Genomic DNA, 18,503 nt, shown 5'->3' with positions numbered 1-18,503 from the left:
CGGTGAGATTTTTAACGTCATTCAGTAATTATTTTGATGTTTTGCGTAGCGTTAGCTACAGATGTTTTATGTAGGGAAAGCAAAGCGTCAGCTACAATTACGGCAAGGCGAAATTGATGTCATTTATAAAGACGTTTCATGATAAACTAATAGTACTCAAGAAGTATGTGGAGGGCACAAAAATGAAAAAAAGAATCGGTTTATTATACGGTGGAAAGTCAGCCGAGCATGAGGTGTCATTATCGACAGCACGTGCAGTCACGGGAGCTTTGAATTTCGAGGAGTATGAAGTATATCCGATTTTCATTACCCTTGAAGGGGAATGGCGCCGCGGTGAGCGTCTAAAAAAACCCGCAAGTACAATTGAAGAATTACAATTTGGTGATAATGCCACTATTTTAGAAAATAATATTACAGATTTTTTAATTGATAAAGATGGTAAATCCATGAAATTTGACGCAATTTTCCCATTGCTTCATGGTACTAATGGTGAAGATGGTACTGTACAAGGTTTACTTGAAGTTCTAAATCTACCTTATGTAGGAAATGGTGTATTAGCATCAGCAACTGGCATGGATAAAGTAGTTATGAAACAATTATTTGAAATTGCCGGCTTACCACAAGTTCCATATACGTATTTTATTCGTAGTGAATGGGCTAATGAACAGGAGGCTATCCTCGCTCGTTGCGAAGAAAAACTGGATTGGCCAATGTTTGTAAAACCTGCAAACTTAGGATCGAGTGTTGGAATTAGCAAGGCAACAAATCGCGATGAATTAGTGAAAGCTATCGAAATAGCCCTACAGTATGATCGTAAAATTGTAATTGAGCAAGGTATAATTGCTCGTGAAATTGAACTTGCTGTGCTAGGAAATGACTTCCCCGAAGTTTCTGTACCAGGTGAAATTAAACCAGTCACTGACTTTTATGATTATGACTCTAAATATAAAGATGGCTCAACAGTCCTTATTATTCCAGCAGAGCTTACTAAGGATACAGTATCTAATTTACAGGAGCTAGCTAAACGTGCGTTCAAAGCTATTGATGGGAGCGGTTTAGTTCGTGCGGACTTTTTTGTGACGGCCGATAACAGCATTTATATTAACGAAGTGAATACAATGCCAGGTTTTACACCTGTAAGTATGTATCCGCTTCTTTGGCAACATACAAATGTAAGTTACCCAGAGCTTATTGATCGTCTGATTACTTTAGCAATTGAGCGTTTTGAAGAAAAACAACAGCTTCACTATAAAAAAGACTGAGTGGGATTATTGTGAAAAAAACATTAAAGCAGTTAGCTACATGGTTAAATGAAGAAGTACCAGCTTTTGGTGACACGGTCGTATCAGGAATTTCCATTGATACTAGAACAATTCAACAAGGGGACTTGTTTGTTCCATTTCGTGGTGAAAAGGCCAATGGTCATAAATTCGTTCTACAGGCTATTGAAAAAGGAGCAGGAGCTTCTCTTTGGCAGAAAGATGAACCGAATCCACCTCAAGGTGTACCATTACTCTTTGTAGATGATCCAGAAGTGGCGCTTCAGCAAATGGCACGTGCCTATCGCAGTGAGCATAAGGCGAAGTTTATTGGCATTACTGGTTCAAATGGTAAAACGTCGACGAAAGATATTTTAGCAGGAACGCTAACACCATTTTTTAAAGTACAAAAGACAATCGGGAATTTTAATAATGAGCTAGGTTTACCTATTACGGTATTACAGCTAGATGAAGATACTGATGTTGCCGTACTTGAAATGGGTATGAGTGGTTTTGGTGAAATTGAGTTTTTAACGAAACTTGCTCGTCCACATATGACAGTGATTACAAACATTGGCGAGGCTCATATGCAAGATTTAGGCTCACGTGCAGGAATTGCTAAAGCCAAATTTGAAATAATCCAGGGAATGCAATCAGATGGAGTGCTGTTTTATGATGGAGATGAACCGCTACTACAAGAGTTAGTTACGAAAGAGCAGCAGTTGAAAGCGGTGGCATTTGGCTTAGAGAACGGCAATCTATTGTATGCAGACAATATTGAAGCAACTGCGGATGGAAGTAGCTTCTCTACACATGGTGTGATAGAAGGAGATTTCTTTATTTCAGTTCTCGGGAAGCATCAAGTGAAAAATACATTAGTGGCAATGTTAATTTCACAACAGCTAGGTTTAAATGATGACCAAATACGTGCATCCTTAAAACAAGTAGCTCTTACGGATATGCGCATGCAGCAAGTGAATGGATCAAATGGGGCATTATTTATTAATGATGCTTACAATGCGGCACCAACTTCTGTAAAGGCGGCTATTCAATTTGTTGCATCGACAACGATTCGCCCAGAAAAATGGCTTGTACTAGGTGATATGCTTGAACTTGGACCAAATGAAAAGCGTTTCCATGAAGATTTATCGAAGGATATTCATGCAGAAGAAATCGACTATGTATGTTTATTTGGCCCACGAATGGCTTATTTAAATGAAGTTTTAAAAGAGCGATTTGATGAGGACCATTTGTTATATGCAGAGGATGATTATACGCCAATTATCGAAAAACTACAGCAAGCTAACGAGGAGTCTATCGTTTTACTAAAAGGCTCTCGTGGTATGAAGTTAGAAACGATCTTACGTGCATTTACGAAGTGATGAAACAAGGAGTCGGTGGGACATTCTCTCACCGATTCTTTCTTTCATTCATCGACTTATATGAGTTACACATTTAGAGGTGAAAGAATGTCAGTAGGTGTGTTATGTATACATGGATTTTCAGGCGGACCTTATGAAGTAGAACCTTTTACTACCTATTTACGAACGCATACAAATTGGCTCATTGAAGAACCTACCTTGTCAGGGCATGGAGAAGAATTACAAATGCGTGGTTTCACTGCTAAGCATTGGTTAATGGATGCCGAGCTCGCTTTTCGTGCTCTTGCCAAAAAAGTAGATGAAGTAATAGTAGTTGGATTTTCAATGGGGGGTATTATAGCACTCTATTTAGCCAAGCGATATAAAGTGAAAAAGCTCGTATTACTTAGCGCTGCTGCCAAATATGTGAGTCCGAAGCAACTGGTCAAAGATTTTAAAATGTTGGCAACTGAGGCATACTATCGTAATTTGTCTAATAACGAGCTGTTTTTACGATACCGGCATAAGTTTAATCATGTGCCACTATCCTCAACGATAGAATTCATGAAGCTTGTTCGAAGGGTGGAGCCGTATTATAAAGATATTAAAATTCCGGTGTATATTGTACAAGGGAAATTAGACGGGATTGTGCCCTATCATACTGCTCGCTTTTTATTTGATCAATTAACTTCAAACGAAAAAACCTTGTATTTATCTGATACTGGCAAGCACCATATTTGTTATGGCGAAGATTGCTCTGAATGGTTTTCTAACGTTTTGTCATTTTTAAAGAGCTCTTAAAGTAGTCAGATTATTACGACTCATGCGTTATCGTTGCATACGTTTTAATCCCATGTTAGACTAGTGTAAGCAATGGATACATTTTGTGCGAAGACTCTTCATATTTGATTGAAGAGTACTTTTTTTTGAACACAACGGTTTTATTCTAAAGTGAATAATTACGACAGAATCAAACCGCTCGGTAAAGACCGGGCTTTCCTTTTCATATAAGAGAGCTCTATGTGACCAACATATAGAGAAAATTTTTAAGTAACGGAAACGTTCCACAACACAGGCTCGAATTTGCCGACAACTTCATCTGAAAATGTAACCATTTGTCAACTTAAAAGCAGAAAAAGGAGATTGAGAAGTTTGACAAATTTTTCAGAATTAAATATTAGCGAATCTACATTACGTTCTGTAAAGCGTATGGGATTTGAAGAAGCAACACCAATCCAAGAAGGTACTATTCGTTTTGCGATTGAAGGCCGTGACGTATTAGGTCAAGCGCAAACAGGTACAGGTAAAACTGCCGCTTTCGGGATTCCACTTATCGAAAAAATTGACCCGAAAAACCCTAACATCCAAGCATTAGTAATTGCTCCAACTCGTGAATTAGCAATTCAAGTTTCTGAAGAGCTTTATAAAATTGGTTATGACAAACGCGTAAAATTATTATCAGTTTATGGTGGTCAGGAAATCGGCCGTCAAATTCGTGCGCTGAAAAATAGACCACAAATTATCGTTGGTACACCTGGACGAATTATAGATCATATCAATCGTCGTACTTTAAAATTAGAAGATGTTCAAACATTAGTACTTGATGAAGCAGATGAAATGTTAAACATGGGCTTTATTGATGATATTAATTCAATCTTAGAAAACGTTCCATCTGAACGTCAAACATTACTGTTCTCAGCAACAATGCCACCAGCAATTCGTAAAATTGCTGAAACATTTATGCGTGATCCAGAAATCGTAAAAATTAAAGCAAAAGAATTAACAGTTGATAACATCGATCAATATTTTGTGAAGTCTGCTGAGCGTGAAAAGTTCGATATTTTATCTCGTTTATTAAACGTTCACCAACCAGAACTTGCAATCATCTTTGGACGTACAAAACGCCGCGTGGATGAGCTTGCACAAGCGTTATCAATTCGTGGTTACCTTGCTGAAGGCATTCACGGTGATTTAAGCCAAGCAAAACGTATTTCAGTATTACGTCAATTTAAAGAAAATAAAATTGATATTCTTGTGGCAACAGATGTAGCTGCTCGTGGGCTTGATATTTCTGGTGTAACACATGTTTATAACTTCGATATTCCTCAAGATCCTGAGTCTTATGTTCACCGTATTGGTCGTACAGGCCGTGCAGGTAAATCAGGTCTTGCGGTAACGTTTGTAACGCCACGCGAAATGGGTTACTTACGTATCGTAGAAGAAACAACGAAAAAACGTATGACACCACTTCGTCCACCAACAACTGACGAAGCTTTAGTTGGTCAACAACGCTTAGCTGTAGAGACACTTGAAGGTCTTATTGCGAACAACGACTTAGGTGATTATCGTACACTTGCTACAGAATTACTTGAAAACCATGATGCAATCGATGTCGTAGCTGCAGCAATTCGTTCATTAACAAAAGAGCCAGATGACTCGCCAGTAACAATTACTGAAGAACGTCCATTACCAATGCGTCGTGAGCGTTCTGGCAATCGTGGCGGAGATCGTGGACGCGGCGGCAACCGTAGCTCTAACGGACGTCGTGATGGCGGACGTGGCGGAGATCGTCGTGGAGGACGCGGCGGAGATCGTCGAGAAGGCGGACGCCGTGATGGAGGTCGCCGTGAAGGTGGACAAGGTCGTTCACGTGCCCCACGTCGTCACGAAGATTAATTTTATCTTCATCAAAATGATAAAACCTTACAGTCTAAGTGGCTGTAAGGTTTTTTTAACTTCTTTTAGCGGATGTCCATATTAAAATACGAAGCGACAGCACGAGAACGCCAAGGCGAAATTGATAAAACTTTGAAACAAAAAGATAATTAGTTACGTATACATAAATAAGGAAAGTGAGGGATCGATTTTGAGATCAGAACCAATGCATAAGATTTCCAGAAAAGGATTAACAGTGTGGCGTTTATATGGTGTATTGCAAACGATAATTCTTTTGATTATAGCGGCTTTAGTATGCTATGGCACCTATTATTTTGAATGGCCATCATTTATTTATTTCATTGCAGTTGTTGTAGTTATACTTAGTGCTATTCTATCTGCTTATCTATTTCCGAAAGTAAGATGGGAACGCTGGCGCTATGAGGTGCGTGAAAGTGAGATTGAAGTGCAACATGGTTTATTCGTTGTTAAACGTACGCTTATCCCAATGGTGCGTGTACAACATGTTGATACAACGCAAGGACCGATATTAAAAAAATATGGTTTAGGTAATATTTCAATATCAACGGCGGCAACTGTACATACGATTCCAGCCCTTGTAATGGAAGAGGCGGATGGACTTCGTGCACGTATTTCGGAATTAGCAAGGGTGGCAGAAGATGATGTCTAAGGAAGTTAATCGATTACACCCAGTATCGGCTGTTATTTCAAGTGCAAAGGCATTAAAAAGTATGATTTTCCCGTTAATTGTTATTATTATAACGAATGGTTTTCACTTCTCGTTTAATATTCATAGTGATAATTTTTGGCGAACTGTTTTCTTATTCGGTATATGGGGAGTAGGGGCTATACTTGCGCTTGTTAGTGGTATTGTTAAATGGCGTACCTTTGTATATTGGTTTGAAGATGGAGAATTGCGTGTAAAATATGGCTTGTTCGTTAAAAAGAAACGTTACATCCCTTTTGAACGTATTCAAAGCTTAAATTACAATGAGGGTATTTTTCATCGACTATTTGGCTTAGTAAAGGTTCAAGTTGAAACTGCGGGAAGCAAGGATAGAAAGCCAGAGGTAGAGTTAACGGCAATAAGAAAGGATGCGGCAGATGCAATAGAGCTGGAAATGCGTCGCACGAAGAACAAAGCCAATGAACAGACGAATGATGAACAGATGAGTAATGAACAGTCGCTAACCGAGGAAGTATTAGCGCCGATGATTTATCATATGTCGATACGTGATTTACTTATATTAGCCATAACTTCGGGCGGAATAGGGGTTGTTCTGTCTGGGCTAGCAGCAATTATCTCTCAGCTTTCAGATATAATCCCATATGAGAAAATCTTTGACGAGCTAGCGGACTTTGCTAAAATTGGCGTATTTTTAGTCGTGTTAACAGTGATATTCAGCTTAATTGTGGCATGGTTTGTATCATTTATTATTACATTGATCAATTATTATGAATATACAGTTCGAACTGAAGATGAAAAGCTTATTATTACAAAAGGGCTACTGGAGAAAAAACGAGTTACTTTACCGTTAAATCGAATTCAGGCGATTCGTATTGTAGAAAATCCATTGCGTCAATTATTTGGCTTTGCAACGGTTGTTGTTGAGAGTGCTGGGGGAAATGGTGGAGAGGGAAATGATAAAAAAATTGCGTTGTTCCCACTTATTCAGAAGCAAGATTGTTTGGAAACGTTAGAGCAGATTTTTCCGGATGTAAATTGGCGACCAGAGTTTATTCATTCGCCAAATCGTGCTCGTCCATTTTTTTACCGAATTGATTTCGTTTGGCTTGTACCTATAATTGGCGCATGTAGTTATTATTTTTATCCGTACGGGTTGCTTTCGCTATTGTTAATTCCATTAACGATATTAATTGGTAATTGGCAACATAAAACAGCTGCTTATATGATAGATGGAAAGCAATTAACTATGCAATATCGTGTGTTTAGTCGTATTACATTTTTTATGGAGAAAAAACGAATTCAATCTATTGGGACTACCCAAACGTATTTCCAAAAAAGAAAGAATGTTATGTCTGTAAAAGCAACGGTAATGTCGGGCATGACTGGTATGACAGGGAATGTGCGAAACTTAGAGCAGCAGGATGCTGAAACTATAGTATCTTGGTACGAACATTGAATGCGAGAATATGGCTAGTCCTCACAATTAATGTGGGGTTAGCCTTTTTTTATGAATCATTTGTTAAAACATTCGAACAACAATATACGAATGAGTGACAAACACCGTACTACTACGTTTATACTACGCTTTCGCACAAAAACATTGTGTTGATCTAAGTGGCTAATCAGATGCTCTTAGAAAAGTTTATAGTCAAAAAGGGAGTTAGGGACACATGATGATGATGATCCTTTTTTACCTATAAATATCCAAATATTCTATTTATAATAAAATTAATCAAACAAAAGGGGGAGTAATAGAAAGAGTAGTAGATGTAGCTACAATGCAACAAAACGTGAATAATAATGGCCTACAAACGGGGGGCTATTGGGGAATCTTGCAGGAGTGGCTATCTTCAAGTGAATTGGCAGCATAAATGGACAAGCATTAATACGGTTTTATTGGGAATAAAATAAAAAAATGAATATAACGCTAGCGTAAAAATAAAAGGAGCAACACTCGATGAAAGCTTATCATCAGAGAATGGCTCCACTTTGAATCTATTACTTACCTGCCATCTTTTGTTTACGCCAGCTTAAAATTCTTCTTGGATGTAAGTAGATGAGTCCGAGAAGGAACCCTGTTACTAAACCGCCCAAGTGAGCATAGACATTCACATTCGGCTGTAAAAAAGTCATAATAACACTTATCACAATGATTGGTAAAATAAGTTTTCGAAGCATCGGCATTGTACGGCGTGTGTAGTATACAAGTGCTCCAAACGCACCGAATATTCCAAAAACAGCTCCACTTGCACCGAGACTTGCATAGTTACTATCATATAGTAGATAGGTAGCCATGTCGCCTACAATACCGGACAATAAATAGATTGTAATAAAACGCGCCTTACCTGCAATTTTTTCAAGCTCTGGTCCGAATAAATACAGTGAAAACATATTAAAGAAAACGTGCAAAAAATCAGCATGTAAAAACATTGCAGAAAAAACACGCCACCATTCACCTGTTTGAACAAGGAAGTTCACTTGGATTCCGTAATTCAATACGTGGTCACCTATTTCAGGTAAAATAGTTATTACATAAATAATTAAATTAACCGCTATTAATGTTGAAACAATAGGATAATACTTTGTATATTGCTTGAAATTTTCTGTTCTACTAAACATAACTCCACCTCAATTTACAATCATTATACATGGCTTTTTAGAAATAGGAAAAGGAGAAGTTCAAATGATTAAAGGAATTGGTCTCGATATTGTAGAAATCGACCGTATTATTAAAGCAATGGGGAGAACAAATAAATTTAAAGACCGCATTTTATCTGAAAGGGAAAGAGTTTTGTTTGATTCACATACAGAAACTCGTAGAATAGAATTTTTGGCCGGACGATTTGCTGTAAAAGAAGCATTTTCGAAGGCGTTAGGAACTGGTATTGGTAAAGAATGTAAGCTTCATGATGTTGAAGTTTTAAGAGGAGAAGCTGGTAATCCTGTTTTATATTTTAAAGGAGAGCTTGTAAATGGATTTGTAAGCATAACACACTCTAAGCAATACGCAGCAGCGCAAGTAATATTATTACAATAAAAAATGTAAAACAAGCTTCCACCATATAAAGTAAAAGGGCTCATTATTAAAAGTTGCGGAAGACATTTATTAAAACTATAAGTTGATTTCCATTCCGACTGACGCCCTAAGAAAGCGCCAAGTCGGAGCAGAAATCAAACACTCTATGGTGGTAGCTATTAAAAAGCAAATAAATTTCTGAGTGAAGATAAATATATTGCCCATGTTCAAATGACATAACTGACAAATACGGTTCATATATTGTCGTAGTGGATTTGAAAGAAGGAAAGGGTGAAAGCGTGGGCAACCGAATAGTTAAATGGCTCGTCTTACTTTGTACGATATTACTTCTATCGGCATGTGGTACAGACTCACAGGAAAAAGTGTTGAAGAAAGTTAATGGGAAATGGGCAGAGACCAATGGTTATGAGTTAAATGCTACGATGGAGATTAAATCTGGTGGGAATCCAAAAAAATATGATGTAACTGTTTGGCATACGAAACCTGATTTCTATCGAGTGGAAGTTGTAGAAAGTGGGAAAGATGTTTCACAAATGATAGTGCGAAATGCAGATGGCGTTTTTGTTGTTACACCTACATTAAACAAAATGTATAAATTCCAAAGTGATTGGCCAAAGAAAAATAGTCAGGCCTATTTAATAGGTGCACTAGCAGAAGATTTAGCTCAAGATAAAAATTTAGTCATGAAAGAAGAGGACAAAGCATATATATTTGAAGCGGCTACTAGAAATAGCTATAAAAATAGTATGCCTCATCAAGTTATAACAGTCGATAAGAAAACAATGCTTCCAACTTCCGTAGTAATTATGAATGATGTAAAAGAAGAGCAAATTCGTATCACATTTAAAAATATTAAATTAGGTGTTCAACATGCGGCTAAAGAGTATGCGGTTGAGCAATTTACAGAAAAAGATGAACCAAAAGGGGAAAACGCTGCATCGCCAGAAAAAGATAACAAGGAAGAAAAGGATAAAGGCGATAAAGAGAGCAATAATAATCCCGATGGAAATGATGGGGAACAAGCAGTAAGTGCAGAAGTCGAAAATACAAAGTTCCAAACACATTACCCTGTTGTAAGTTTAGGAAATACGAAGATGGTGGATGAGAAAGTCATGCAAGAGGGTGGCATGGAACGTGTTATCTTAACGTTCGACGGTGACAAGCCATTTACAGTTATGCAACAGCCAGTTACGAAACAGACTGCAATGTTGCCAGTATCATCGCCTGGTGATCCTGTAGATTTGGGCTTTACAATTGGAGCTATTACAGATACATCTATTAGCTGGGAAAAGGATGGCGTCGAATTCTTTGTAGCATCTAGTAAATTGTCTCGTGAAGAAATGGTGCAAGTTGCCACTTCTATGACGATAGGTAGTATGAAATAATTACTCTAGCTACAGCTTTCTAAATGGAAAGCTGTAGCTTATTAAGAAGAATAGTGCAGTTTTGATGAATATTAACACTGTTTAGAAAGTGTTAAGTCATATATGATAAAAGTTATGTAGAAAATTAGTCTAAAATAGAATAACTTATGGTAAAACTGTAGAGCAAAAGTGATTTAATCAATACATATTGTTTTAATAAAATAATAAAGAGGGTATTCTAATGGAGATACAGCAGTATTTTAGACCAACCAAAGCAATTGTAGACTTACAAGCAATACAACAAAACGTAAAAAAATTAAAAAAGCTACTTCAACCTAATGTTCAAATTATAGCTGTCGTAAAAGCAAATGCATACGGTCATGGAGATATAGCTGTTGCAAAAGCGGCACTCGAGGCAGGGGCAACAATACTTGCTGTGGCAACGCCTGATGAAGCATTACATATTCGAGCGCATTTTGAAGAACCGGACATACTACTATTAGGCGCCTCTCCAATTTCGTTTGTGCCATACGCTGCCAAGCAGCGCATAATTCTTACGGCGTTTGCTAGTGAATGGGTACAGCAAGCTGCTCCGTTCATAACTAATGAAGTAAACCCTTTACGACTACATATAAAAGTAGATAGTGGAATGGGCAGAATTGGCGTTCGTTCAGAACAAGAATTATTGGAATTATATCAAACAATAAAGAATACAATAAATGTAGAGCTTGATGGGATATTCACACATTTTGCGACTGCAGATGAAGAAGATACCTCTTACTTCGATAGACAAGTGCAATTTTTTGAGAAATGTGTGTCAGTATTGCCTGAAAAGCCTAGACTTGTGCATGCATCAAATACAGCTACATCCTTAGTGAAAGATACACATTTACAATTTGATGCTGTCAGATATGGTATTTCAATGTATGGATTATCACCATCGCCTTATGTAGAAGGTATTTTACCATTTTCGTTACAGCCAGCGTTTTCGCTTGAGAGTGAGCTTGTTCATGTGAAACAGTTACAAGCAGGTGATTCAGTAGGCTATGGCGCTACTTTTACGGCCCCATCAGATATGTGGATTGGAACAATACCAATAGGCTATGCTGACGGAGTGATTCGTAAATTAGGCGGACAAGAAGTACTAATTGATGGTCAAAGAATGCAGATTGTCGGACGAATTTGTATGGACCAATGTATGGTTGCCTTGCCAAAAGCATATGCTATAGGTGAGAAAGTAACACTCATTGGACATCAAGGACAGGATGTTATTTCAATGAATGAATGGGCAGCAAAGCTTGAAACCATTAATTATGAAGTACCATGCATTATTACAGCTAGAGTTCCTAGATTATACATTTAACTCTAAATTAAAAATCGGAATCAATTATGCTGAGGCATAATTGATTTAGGACAAATGAATTTTTTATCAGAGCAACTAAACAACTTGGTGAATAAGTACTTACTAATCAATATGTTAAATTCGGGTAGATGAGTCAATCATAATTTTTGACATATTGCAAGGTGAATAAATCGGCATTTACCTTCGACAACCTACATATTTTTACAACTTGGACTTTAAATTGTCAGATATTTTGTCATTTCGTGTCTTTTCAACAATATCTTTCAATGGTAGAATGGGTAGTAATGAAAAGTGGATGGTTCCGTTGGAGGTGCTTGCTGTGTACGAGAAAAAGTTAAGAGAAGCTACAATTGCTGTTCAGGATAGACTATTTCTACAAACAAAGGAAGTAATTGAGAGTGAATCTTTTGCGCGTATTTTGTCGCGCAAAGTTTTAATGCAGGAGCAACCAAATCAAATACGGGAAGCTATGATGAAAGGATATGTTGAAATGTCTCATATAAATCTGAGTATTGCGAGTGAATGCTTGCAAGCAGAATATGAAGCACAACATACAGTGGAGCGTCTCGTTAGCGGGGGATGACACTTTGAATGTAAAACGTGGTGACGTTTTTTTTGCAGATTTATCGCCGGTAGTTGGGTCCGAGCAAGGGGGCACTAGGCCGGTGCTGATTATTCAAAATGATATTGGAAATCGATTTAGTCCGACTGTCATCATCGCAGCTATTACTGCACAGATTCAGAAAGCAAAATTACCGACGCACGTCGAAATTAATGCTGAAAAGTATGGTTTTGAACGTGATTCGGTTATTCTGCTCGAGCAAGTGCGGACGATTGATAAGTCAAGATTGACAGATCGTATTACACAACTTGACCATGCGTTGATGGAGAAAGTTGATGGTGCATTGATGATTAGTTTAGGGCTTGTTAAATTTTGATATACATATGTGTATAGCGGCATCGAGATGTTTTCATCTCGATGCTTTTTTGTATTGTTCCTCCAATATACATATTAAAATCGCTTTTAAAAAATGATGCACATAGATTTGAGGTATATTCAAGATCTAAAATTAGCATCGATTTTTGAAAAAGTAATGAGAGGTTTAAGAAAATATACATAGAATTTACCTTCATTCAGCAAAAGTGTTTCTCTGTGCGAAAGCGAAGCGACAGCAATAAAATTTTTTTTGTGAAATACAAACTTAGCGACAGCAACCATTTCCCTGAGGTAAAATCTTTAATATAATTAAAATATTTAAAATATTTAGGTAAGTAGGTCGAAAAAAAGTGTAAGAGTAAAACTCCGAAAGGAATTGGGGGGACAGCAGTGACAATTAAGTCTTCGGTTGAGATTATTACTGAGTGGGATATAGTTGCAGCAAGACAACTGGGGCGTGACGAAGCAAAAGCGCTTGGATTTGACACTGTTGATCAGGCTCGAATCACCACAGCTATAAGTGAACTAGCTAGAAATATATATTTATATGCAAGGATAGGTGTCATTGAAATTGAAAAATTTGAGTCAGACACAGAGAAAAAAATAATTGTTATAGCAACTGATCAAGGACCAGGAATAGAGGATGTTCGGAAAGTGATGGAGGATGGTTACTCTACTTCAGGTGGGCTAGGTGCAGGTTTACCAGGCGTTAATCGATTGATGGATAGTATGAATATTCAATCGGTTATTGGTGAGGGAACAACGATAAGAGCTGAAAAATGGCTGCGTTAGGATGTGGAGTTGTTGGATAGATTAGAATCTCAATATAAAAAGATTTTGTCAGATTATATGACTGATCAAACTGAAAAGAATTTGTATATTGCTCAAAATTTCACTCGTCAGTTAATCCAAAATAATATATCTCCAGAGGATGTTGTAAGTATTCATAAAAACGCAGTTGAAAAGCTATTTCCTTGTAGAATGAGTGAAGAACAGCTTGCATATGATTTTCTTATCGAAGTGATGGTGCATTATGGAATGGCTCATAGGGAGCACCAAAGCTTATTACAAAAACAAGCTGAGTATGAGATAGAAATGAAAATTGCTACAAGTATCCAGAGTACATTACTTAAAACAGAGGTACCACAACTTTTAAATATCGATTTAGGAATGATATCTATTCCAATTCGGAAAATGAATGGGGATTATGTCCACTTTTTATATAATCGAGATGATTATTTGAGTGTAGCTGTGACGGATGTGGTAGGTAAAGGTGTTCCAGCCGCATTATGTATGTCTATGGTGAAATATGGTTTGGAGGCATTGGATTATGCATGTGGAGATCCTTCATATGTATTAACGGTCATTAATCGAGTAATTGAAAAGAGTGTAGATGACAGTATGTTTGTGTCTATGTTCTACGGTTGTTTGGATATGCGAAAAAGCATTTTTTCTTATGCTTCTGCCGGTCATGAGCCAGCTCTTCATTACAGTGCTGAACGCAATCAATTTATCCCTTTGGAATCAACGGGATTATTATTAGGGGTGTTGCCAGAAACAAAATATTCTTATAACGAAATTACTTTGGAAGAAAACGATATCGTAATCATGATGACGGATGGTGTTACTGAATTCAGATTGCAGGATGAAGTGAATGCAAGAGAGGTCATTACATCATTAATATTTGAAAATAAATACTTGTCAGCCCAAGAATTATGTAATCTTCTTTATAAGCAAATTGAAAAAATACAGGATTTTAAACTATCAGATGATTTTACAATTGCAATTATAAAAAAATAGTTATTTAGGTTTGACTGTTAATAATTACGGGAATAGAAATTTAGTCTAACAAATTGGTGGAGGTGTGCTGTATGGATATGGCGATACACTTTAAAGAACTTGATAATAAACTATACGGATTTGTAGAGGGTGAAATAGATACTTTTACTGCTTCAGGACTCAGGGAAGAATTAGAGGCAGTGAAAATTACTGAAGGATTAGAAATAGTACTTAATTTATCAAAAGTTAATTATATGGATAGTACAGGGCTAGGTATCTTTGTAGCCTTTTATAAAAGAACACTACGCGAAAATGGTAAAGTTAAATTAGTTGGTTTATCGAATAGATTACAAAGGTTGTTTGAAATTACTGGTTTAAGCGATCTAATGGATATTGAAACTGATAAAAAGGTGGAATTACGAAAATGAAGGAATTTGATTATATTGAGATAAGGGTTCCTGCAAAACCGCAATTTGTCAGCGTGATTCGATTGACGGTTTCTGGCTTAGCTAGTCGAGTTGGATTTAATTATGATGATATTGAAGATTTAAAAATTGCTGCAAGTGAAGCGGTAACAAATGTTGTACATCATGCATATAAGGACGAAGAAGAGGGAGAAATCGTCATTGGTTGTGCTCTGTATGAAAGTAAACTAGAAATGATGATTGCAGATTACGGTAATAGTTTTAATTTTGAGGAGATAAAATCGAAAATTGGTCCGTATCATCCTGAAGAGAGTATAGCAGGTCTTCGCGAAGGTGGTTTAGGGCTTTATTTAATGGAAACTTTGATGGATGAGGTGATGATAAATAACGATGGTGGCGTAACTGTTTTCATGACTAAGTATGTCGCTAGAGAGCAGGTGGAGAAAAATGTCGAAAGAATCACTACCTAAATCTTCGTCTAATGAAGATATACTAAGGTGGATTGCCCAGTACCAATTAACGGAAGATAATGATGCTCAAACAAATTTAGTGATTCATTATCGATATTTAGTAGAGTCCATTGCACGTAAATATTCGAATGGTAAATCTAGTTATGATGATATTACTCAAGTAGGTATGCTAGGATTGCTAGGTGCAATAAGACGTTTTAATCCTGATGTTGGTCGAAGTTTTGAAGCATTTGCTGTTCCAACGATTGTTGGAGAAATTAAGCGCTTTTTACGAGATAAGACTTGGGATATTCATGTGCCAAGACGGATAAAAGAATTAGGGCCACGAATTAAAACAACAGTTGAAGCGTTGACAGTTGAGTTGCAACGTTCTCCGTCTATTAAGGAAATTGCAGATCAATTAGAAGTAGCAGAAGAGGAAGTGTTAGAGGCTATGGAGATGATCCGTAGTTATCATGCTCTTTCTATGGATCATTCAATAGAGTCGGATTCTGACGGTAGTAAAGTAACGTTATTTGATATTATGGGTAAAGAAGATGACGGCTATGAAATGACTAATAAAAGAATGATTGTTTCTGAAGCAATGAGTATTTTAGATGAGAGAGAAAGACAAATTATTCAGCTTACATATTTAGAGCAACTCACTCAAAAAGAAGTTGGAGAACGATTAGGGGTTTCTCAAATGCATGTATCTAGAATACAAAGGAAGGCAATAAAAAAATTGCAAGAAGCTATCTTAGTAAGAGATGGTGTCTCGCTTTAAAATTTTTTAGCGAGAGGGGCTTTCCTGTTGTTGTTGCAAATACAAGCAATAGTACGAGCTTTGCAGGAAGTGCTAGAGAGAATAGTCTCTTCGTATTGATTAAAATAGTTTACTCTTCCGTTAGAGTAGACTATTTTTTTGCATTTTTAGTAAAGTGTAATGGTAAAATGAAAAGAAAAAAGGTAGTGATGATGTGGAACAAAAGCAAATGTTACAGCTCATTGCAAAGGATGTAGCTGTTAAGCCGGGTCAAGCTGAGGCTGTTATTAAATTATTAGAAGAAGGAAATACCGTGCCATTCATTGCACGTTATCGAAAAGAAGCTACTGGGTCCCTTGATGAAGTGCAGATAAAAGCTGTGGAGGATCGTTATCATTACATACAGCAGCTTGAGCAACGTAAAGAAGAGGTCGTACGATTAATTCAGGAACAAGATAAACTAACACCTGAATTAGAACAAGCGATTCAAGCAGCAACTGTTTTACAACGTGTAGAGGATTTATATCGACCGTATAAACAAAAACGCCGAACAAAGGCAACAATTGCGAAAGAGAAAGGGTTAGAACCTCTTGCAGATCTTCTATTAGAGTATCGTAATGGTCCTTTAGAGAAATTAGCAATGGCCTTCGTAGATGAGGAGAAGGTTGCTAATGTAGAGGATGCATTAGCTGGGGCACGAGATATTTTGGCAGAGCGCTTTGCTGATGACGCGGCAATCCGTGAAAAAATTCGTACGTATTCCTGGAAAGATGGAGTACTCGCTACAAGTGTGAAGGATGCAGAAGCAGACGAAAAAAATGTGTTTGAAATGTATTATGAATATGAAGAACCGGTAAATCGTATTGTCCCACACCGTATTTTAGCTGTAAATCGTGGTGAGAAAGAAGAAATCTTAAAAGTAGCAATTCAAGTACCGATAGATCGAGTATTGATGATTATGTGGAAGGAGTGGATTCCGGCTACAGGTTCCTCTCCAGCAATTGCTGAAGTAAAGTTAGCAATCGAGGATTCGTACAAGCGTCTAATTCAGCCTTCTATAGAACGAGAGTTACGAAATGAATTAACAGAAAAAGCAGAGATGCAGGCTATTCATATTTTCTCTGAGAACTTACGTAATCTTTTATTACAGCCTCCAATGAAAGGGAAGTATGTATTAGGGGTAGATCCAGCGTATCGTACAGGCTGTAAGCTAGCTGTTGTAGATGAAACTGGGAAAATGCTTGAGGTTACAGCCATTTATCCACATCCGCCAAAACCAGATGTAGCAAAATCAAAAGCAATTGTGAAAGAGATTTTAGCAAAATACCCAATTACTATAATCGCTATTGGTAATGGGACTGCCTCACGGGAAACAGAACAATTTATAGCGGATGTATTGAATGAACTTGAAACAGATATTGCCTATGTGATCGTCAATGAAGCAGGAGCTTCAGTTTATTCAGCATCCGAAGTTGCCCGTACAGAGTTTCCGGATTTACAGGTAGAACAGCGTAGTGCCGTTTCTATTGCACGCCGCTTGCAAGATCCGCTGTCGGAGTTAGTGAAAATTGAGCCAAAAGCAGTTGGAGTAGGCCAATATCAGCATGATGTCTCTCAAAAGAAATTGAATGAGTCCTTAACATTTATAGTAGAGACGGCTGTAAACCAAGTTGGTGTTGATGTTAATACAGCCTCAGCTTCTTTACTACAATACGTTTCAGGATTATCTAAAACGGTTGCAGAGAATATCGTGAAGGTGCGGGAGGAAAATGGGCAATTTACTACTCGTGCTCAACTAAAGAAAATTCCACGACTTGGTGCAAAAACGTATGAACAAGCAATAGGTTTCTTACGTGTGCCAGGAGCCAAAAATGCATTCGATGCTACGGGCATTCACCCTGAAAGCTATAGTGTAGCAGAGCAGATTTTAGAGGTTGTACAAGTTGATAAAAAAGAGTTAGGGACACAAAAGGCCGAGGAAGCCATTGCAAAACTAGATCAAGAAAAATTAAGTGGCATTTTAGATGTTGGAGTAATCACAATAAAGGATATTGTGGATACATTAATGAAACCAAGTCGCGATCCACGTGATGCATTCCCTCAGCCTTTACTGAAAACAGACGTATTGAAAATGGAAGATTTACAAGTTGGGATGGAATTGCAAGGTACAGTGAGAAATGTAGTTGATTTCGGAGCATTTGTAGATATTGGAGTGAAGCAGGACGGGCTTGTGCATATTTCTAAATTACAAAAAAAACGCATTAAACATCCATTAGAGGTTGTTGCGCTCGGTGATATTGTGACGGTTTGGGTAGAACAAATAGATGTCAATAAAGGACGCATATCATTAACGATGCTGCCTCCTAAAGATCAAACTATCGAAGCGTAATTAAGTGAAACTT

Annotated in this window: 18 protein-coding genes; 17 read left to right on the top strand and 1 reads right to left on the bottom strand. The window is 37.4% G+C overall.

Features of this window, described 5'->3' with window-relative positions; genetic code table 11:
• Window positions 1-182 precede the first annotated feature (182 nt).
• The 6 genes from AC3WSO_RS22100 to AC3WSO_RS22075 all read left to right on the top strand — a co-directional run bounded on the left by AC3WSO_RS22100 (window position 183) and on the right by AC3WSO_RS22075 (window position 7,440).
• Window positions 183-1,262 (top strand): D-alanine--D-alanine ligase, encoded by a 1,080-nt coding sequence (locus tag AC3WSO_RS22100; protein WP_492533676.1) that lies wholly within the window; start codon window positions 183-185, stop codon window positions 1,260-1,262.
• Window positions 1,263-1,273: 11 nt separating this feature from the next.
• Window positions 1,274-2,641: a UDP-N-acetylmuramoyl-tripeptide--D-alanyl-D-alanine ligase gene (locus tag AC3WSO_RS22095; RefSeq protein WP_492533674.1), complete on the top strand. Its 1,368-nt coding sequence runs from the start codon at window positions 1,274-1,276 to the stop codon at window positions 2,639-2,641.
• Window positions 2,642-2,728: 87 nt separating this feature from the next.
• A complete protein-coding gene (locus AC3WSO_RS22090) occupies window positions 2,729-3,421 on the top strand; it encodes an alpha/beta hydrolase (RefSeq protein ID WP_492533672.1) in 693 nt (230 codons plus the stop codon).
• Window positions 3,422-3,772: 351 nt separating this feature from the next.
• Complete coding sequence (cshA, locus tag AC3WSO_RS22085) at window positions 3,773-5,296, top strand: degradosome RNA helicase CshA (protein WP_492533670.1); 1,524 nt, start codon at window positions 3,773-3,775, stop codon at window positions 5,294-5,296.
• Window positions 5,297-5,486: 190 nt separating this feature from the next.
• Window positions 5,487-5,966: a PH domain-containing protein gene (locus tag AC3WSO_RS22080; protein WP_492533668.1), complete on the top strand. Its 480-nt coding sequence runs from the start codon at window positions 5,487-5,489 to the stop codon at window positions 5,964-5,966.
• Window positions 5,959-7,440, top strand: coding sequence for a PH domain-containing protein (locus AC3WSO_RS22075; RefSeq protein ID WP_492533666.1), 1,482 nt, complete (start codon window positions 5,959-5,961; stop codon window positions 7,438-7,440). Before AC3WSO_RS22080 ends, AC3WSO_RS22075 begins: the two co-directional genes overlap by 8 nt.
• Before the next feature lie 542 nt (window positions 7,441-7,982).
• Here AC3WSO_RS22075 and AC3WSO_RS22070 read toward each other — a convergent pair.
• Entirely contained in the window at window positions 7,983-8,603 is a 621-nt protein-coding gene (locus AC3WSO_RS22070; protein ID WP_492533665.1) for a rhomboid family intramembrane serine protease, read from the bottom strand.
• A 64-nt stretch (window positions 8,604-8,667) separates the two neighbouring features.
• On the opposite strand from AC3WSO_RS22070, the gene acpS reads away from it, so the two are divergent.
• The 11 genes from acpS to AC3WSO_RS22015 all read left to right on the top strand — a co-directional run bounded on the left by acpS (window position 8,668) and on the right by AC3WSO_RS22015 (window position 18,490).
• Complete coding sequence (acpS, locus tag AC3WSO_RS22065) at window positions 8,668-9,021, top strand: holo-ACP synthase (protein ID WP_492533663.1); 354 nt, start codon at window positions 8,668-8,670, stop codon at window positions 9,019-9,021.
• 278 nt (window positions 9,022-9,299) lie between these two features.
• Complete coding sequence (locus tag AC3WSO_RS22060; RefSeq protein ID WP_492533662.1) at window positions 9,300-10,406, top strand: LolA family protein; 1,107 nt, start codon at window positions 9,300-9,302, stop codon at window positions 10,404-10,406.
• A gap of 220 nt (window positions 10,407-10,626) precedes the next feature.
• Complete coding sequence (gene alr, locus AC3WSO_RS22055; RefSeq protein WP_492533661.1) at window positions 10,627-11,748, top strand: alanine racemase; 1,122 nt, start codon at window positions 10,627-10,629, stop codon at window positions 11,746-11,748.
• A 319-nt stretch (window positions 11,749-12,067) separates the two neighbouring features.
• On the top strand, window positions 12,068-12,331 hold the full coding sequence (locus tag AC3WSO_RS22050) for a hypothetical protein (RefSeq protein WP_492533660.1): 264 nt from the start codon (window positions 12,068-12,070) through the stop codon (window positions 12,329-12,331).
• A gap of 4 nt (window positions 12,332-12,335) precedes the next feature.
• Entirely contained in the window at window positions 12,336-12,686 is a 351-nt protein-coding gene (locus AC3WSO_RS22045) for a type II toxin-antitoxin system PemK/MazF family toxin (RefSeq protein ID WP_049663446.1), read from the top strand.
• A gap of 389 nt (window positions 12,687-13,075) precedes the next feature.
• The gene (locus AC3WSO_RS22040) at window positions 13,076-13,477 is read left to right on the top strand and encodes an anti-sigma regulatory factor (RefSeq protein ID WP_197141543.1); all 402 of its coding nucleotides are present in this window, start codon (window positions 13,076-13,078) and stop codon (window positions 13,475-13,477) included.
• 12 nt (window positions 13,478-13,489) lie between these two features.
• Complete coding sequence (locus tag AC3WSO_RS22035) at window positions 13,490-14,485, top strand: PP2C family protein-serine/threonine phosphatase (protein WP_492533659.1); 996 nt, start codon at window positions 13,490-13,492, stop codon at window positions 14,483-14,485.
• 71 nt (window positions 14,486-14,556) lie between these two features.
• Complete coding sequence (locus tag AC3WSO_RS22030) at window positions 14,557-14,892, top strand: STAS domain-containing protein (protein WP_079562544.1); 336 nt, start codon at window positions 14,557-14,559, stop codon at window positions 14,890-14,892.
• A complete protein-coding gene (gene rsbW, locus AC3WSO_RS22025; RefSeq protein ID WP_492533657.1) occupies window positions 14,889-15,359 on the top strand; it encodes an anti-sigma B factor RsbW in 471 nt (156 codons plus the stop codon). Before AC3WSO_RS22030 ends, rsbW begins: the two co-directional genes overlap by 4 nt.
• A complete protein-coding gene (gene sigB / locus AC3WSO_RS22020) occupies window positions 15,337-16,122 on the top strand; it encodes an RNA polymerase sigma factor SigB (RefSeq protein ID WP_492533655.1) in 786 nt (261 codons plus the stop codon). Before rsbW ends, sigB begins: the two co-directional genes overlap by 23 nt.
• Before the next feature lie 193 nt (window positions 16,123-16,315).
• Entirely contained in the window at window positions 16,316-18,490 is a 2,175-nt protein-coding gene (locus AC3WSO_RS22015) for a Tex family protein (protein WP_492533654.1), read from the top strand.
• Window positions 18,491-18,503 lie beyond the last annotated feature (13 nt).

This window comes from Lysinibacillus sp. EB106-09-02-XG168 (assembly GCF_058791475.1).
This window is presented reverse-complemented; position numbering and strand designations above follow the sequence as displayed.

What these genes read in the sequence shown, in the direction of transcription:
- AC3WSO_RS22100 (WP_492533676.1), top strand. Translation starts at nt 183, where the DNA reads ATGAAAAAAAGAATCGGTTTATTATACGGTGGAAAGTCAGCCGAGCAT.
- AC3WSO_RS22090 (WP_492533672.1), top strand. Translation starts at nt 2,729, where the DNA reads ATGTCAGTAGGTGTGTTATGTATACATGGATTTTCAGGCGGACCTTAT.
- AC3WSO_RS22075 (WP_492533666.1), top strand. Translation starts at nt 5,959, where the DNA reads ATGTCTAAGGAAGTTAATCGATTACACCCAGTATCGGCTGTTATTTCA.
- AC3WSO_RS22070 (WP_492533665.1), bottom strand. Translation starts at nt 8,603, where the DNA reads ATGTTTAGTAGAACAGAAAATTTCAAGCAATATACAAAGTATTATCCT.
- acpS (WP_492533663.1), top strand. Translation starts at nt 8,668, where the DNA reads ATGATTAAAGGAATTGGTCTCGATATTGTAGAAATCGACCGTATTATT.
- alr (WP_492533661.1), top strand. Translation starts at nt 10,627, where the DNA reads ATGGAGATACAGCAGTATTTTAGACCAACCAAAGCAATTGTAGACTTA.
- AC3WSO_RS22030 (WP_079562544.1), top strand. Translation starts at nt 14,557, where the DNA reads ATGGATATGGCGATACACTTTAAAGAACTTGATAATAAACTATACGGA.
- rsbW (WP_492533657.1), top strand. Translation starts at nt 14,889, where the DNA reads ATGAAGGAATTTGATTATATTGAGATAAGGGTTCCTGCAAAACCGCAA.
- sigB (WP_492533655.1), top strand. Translation starts at nt 15,337, where the DNA reads ATGTCGAAAGAATCACTACCTAAATCTTCGTCTAATGAAGATATACTA.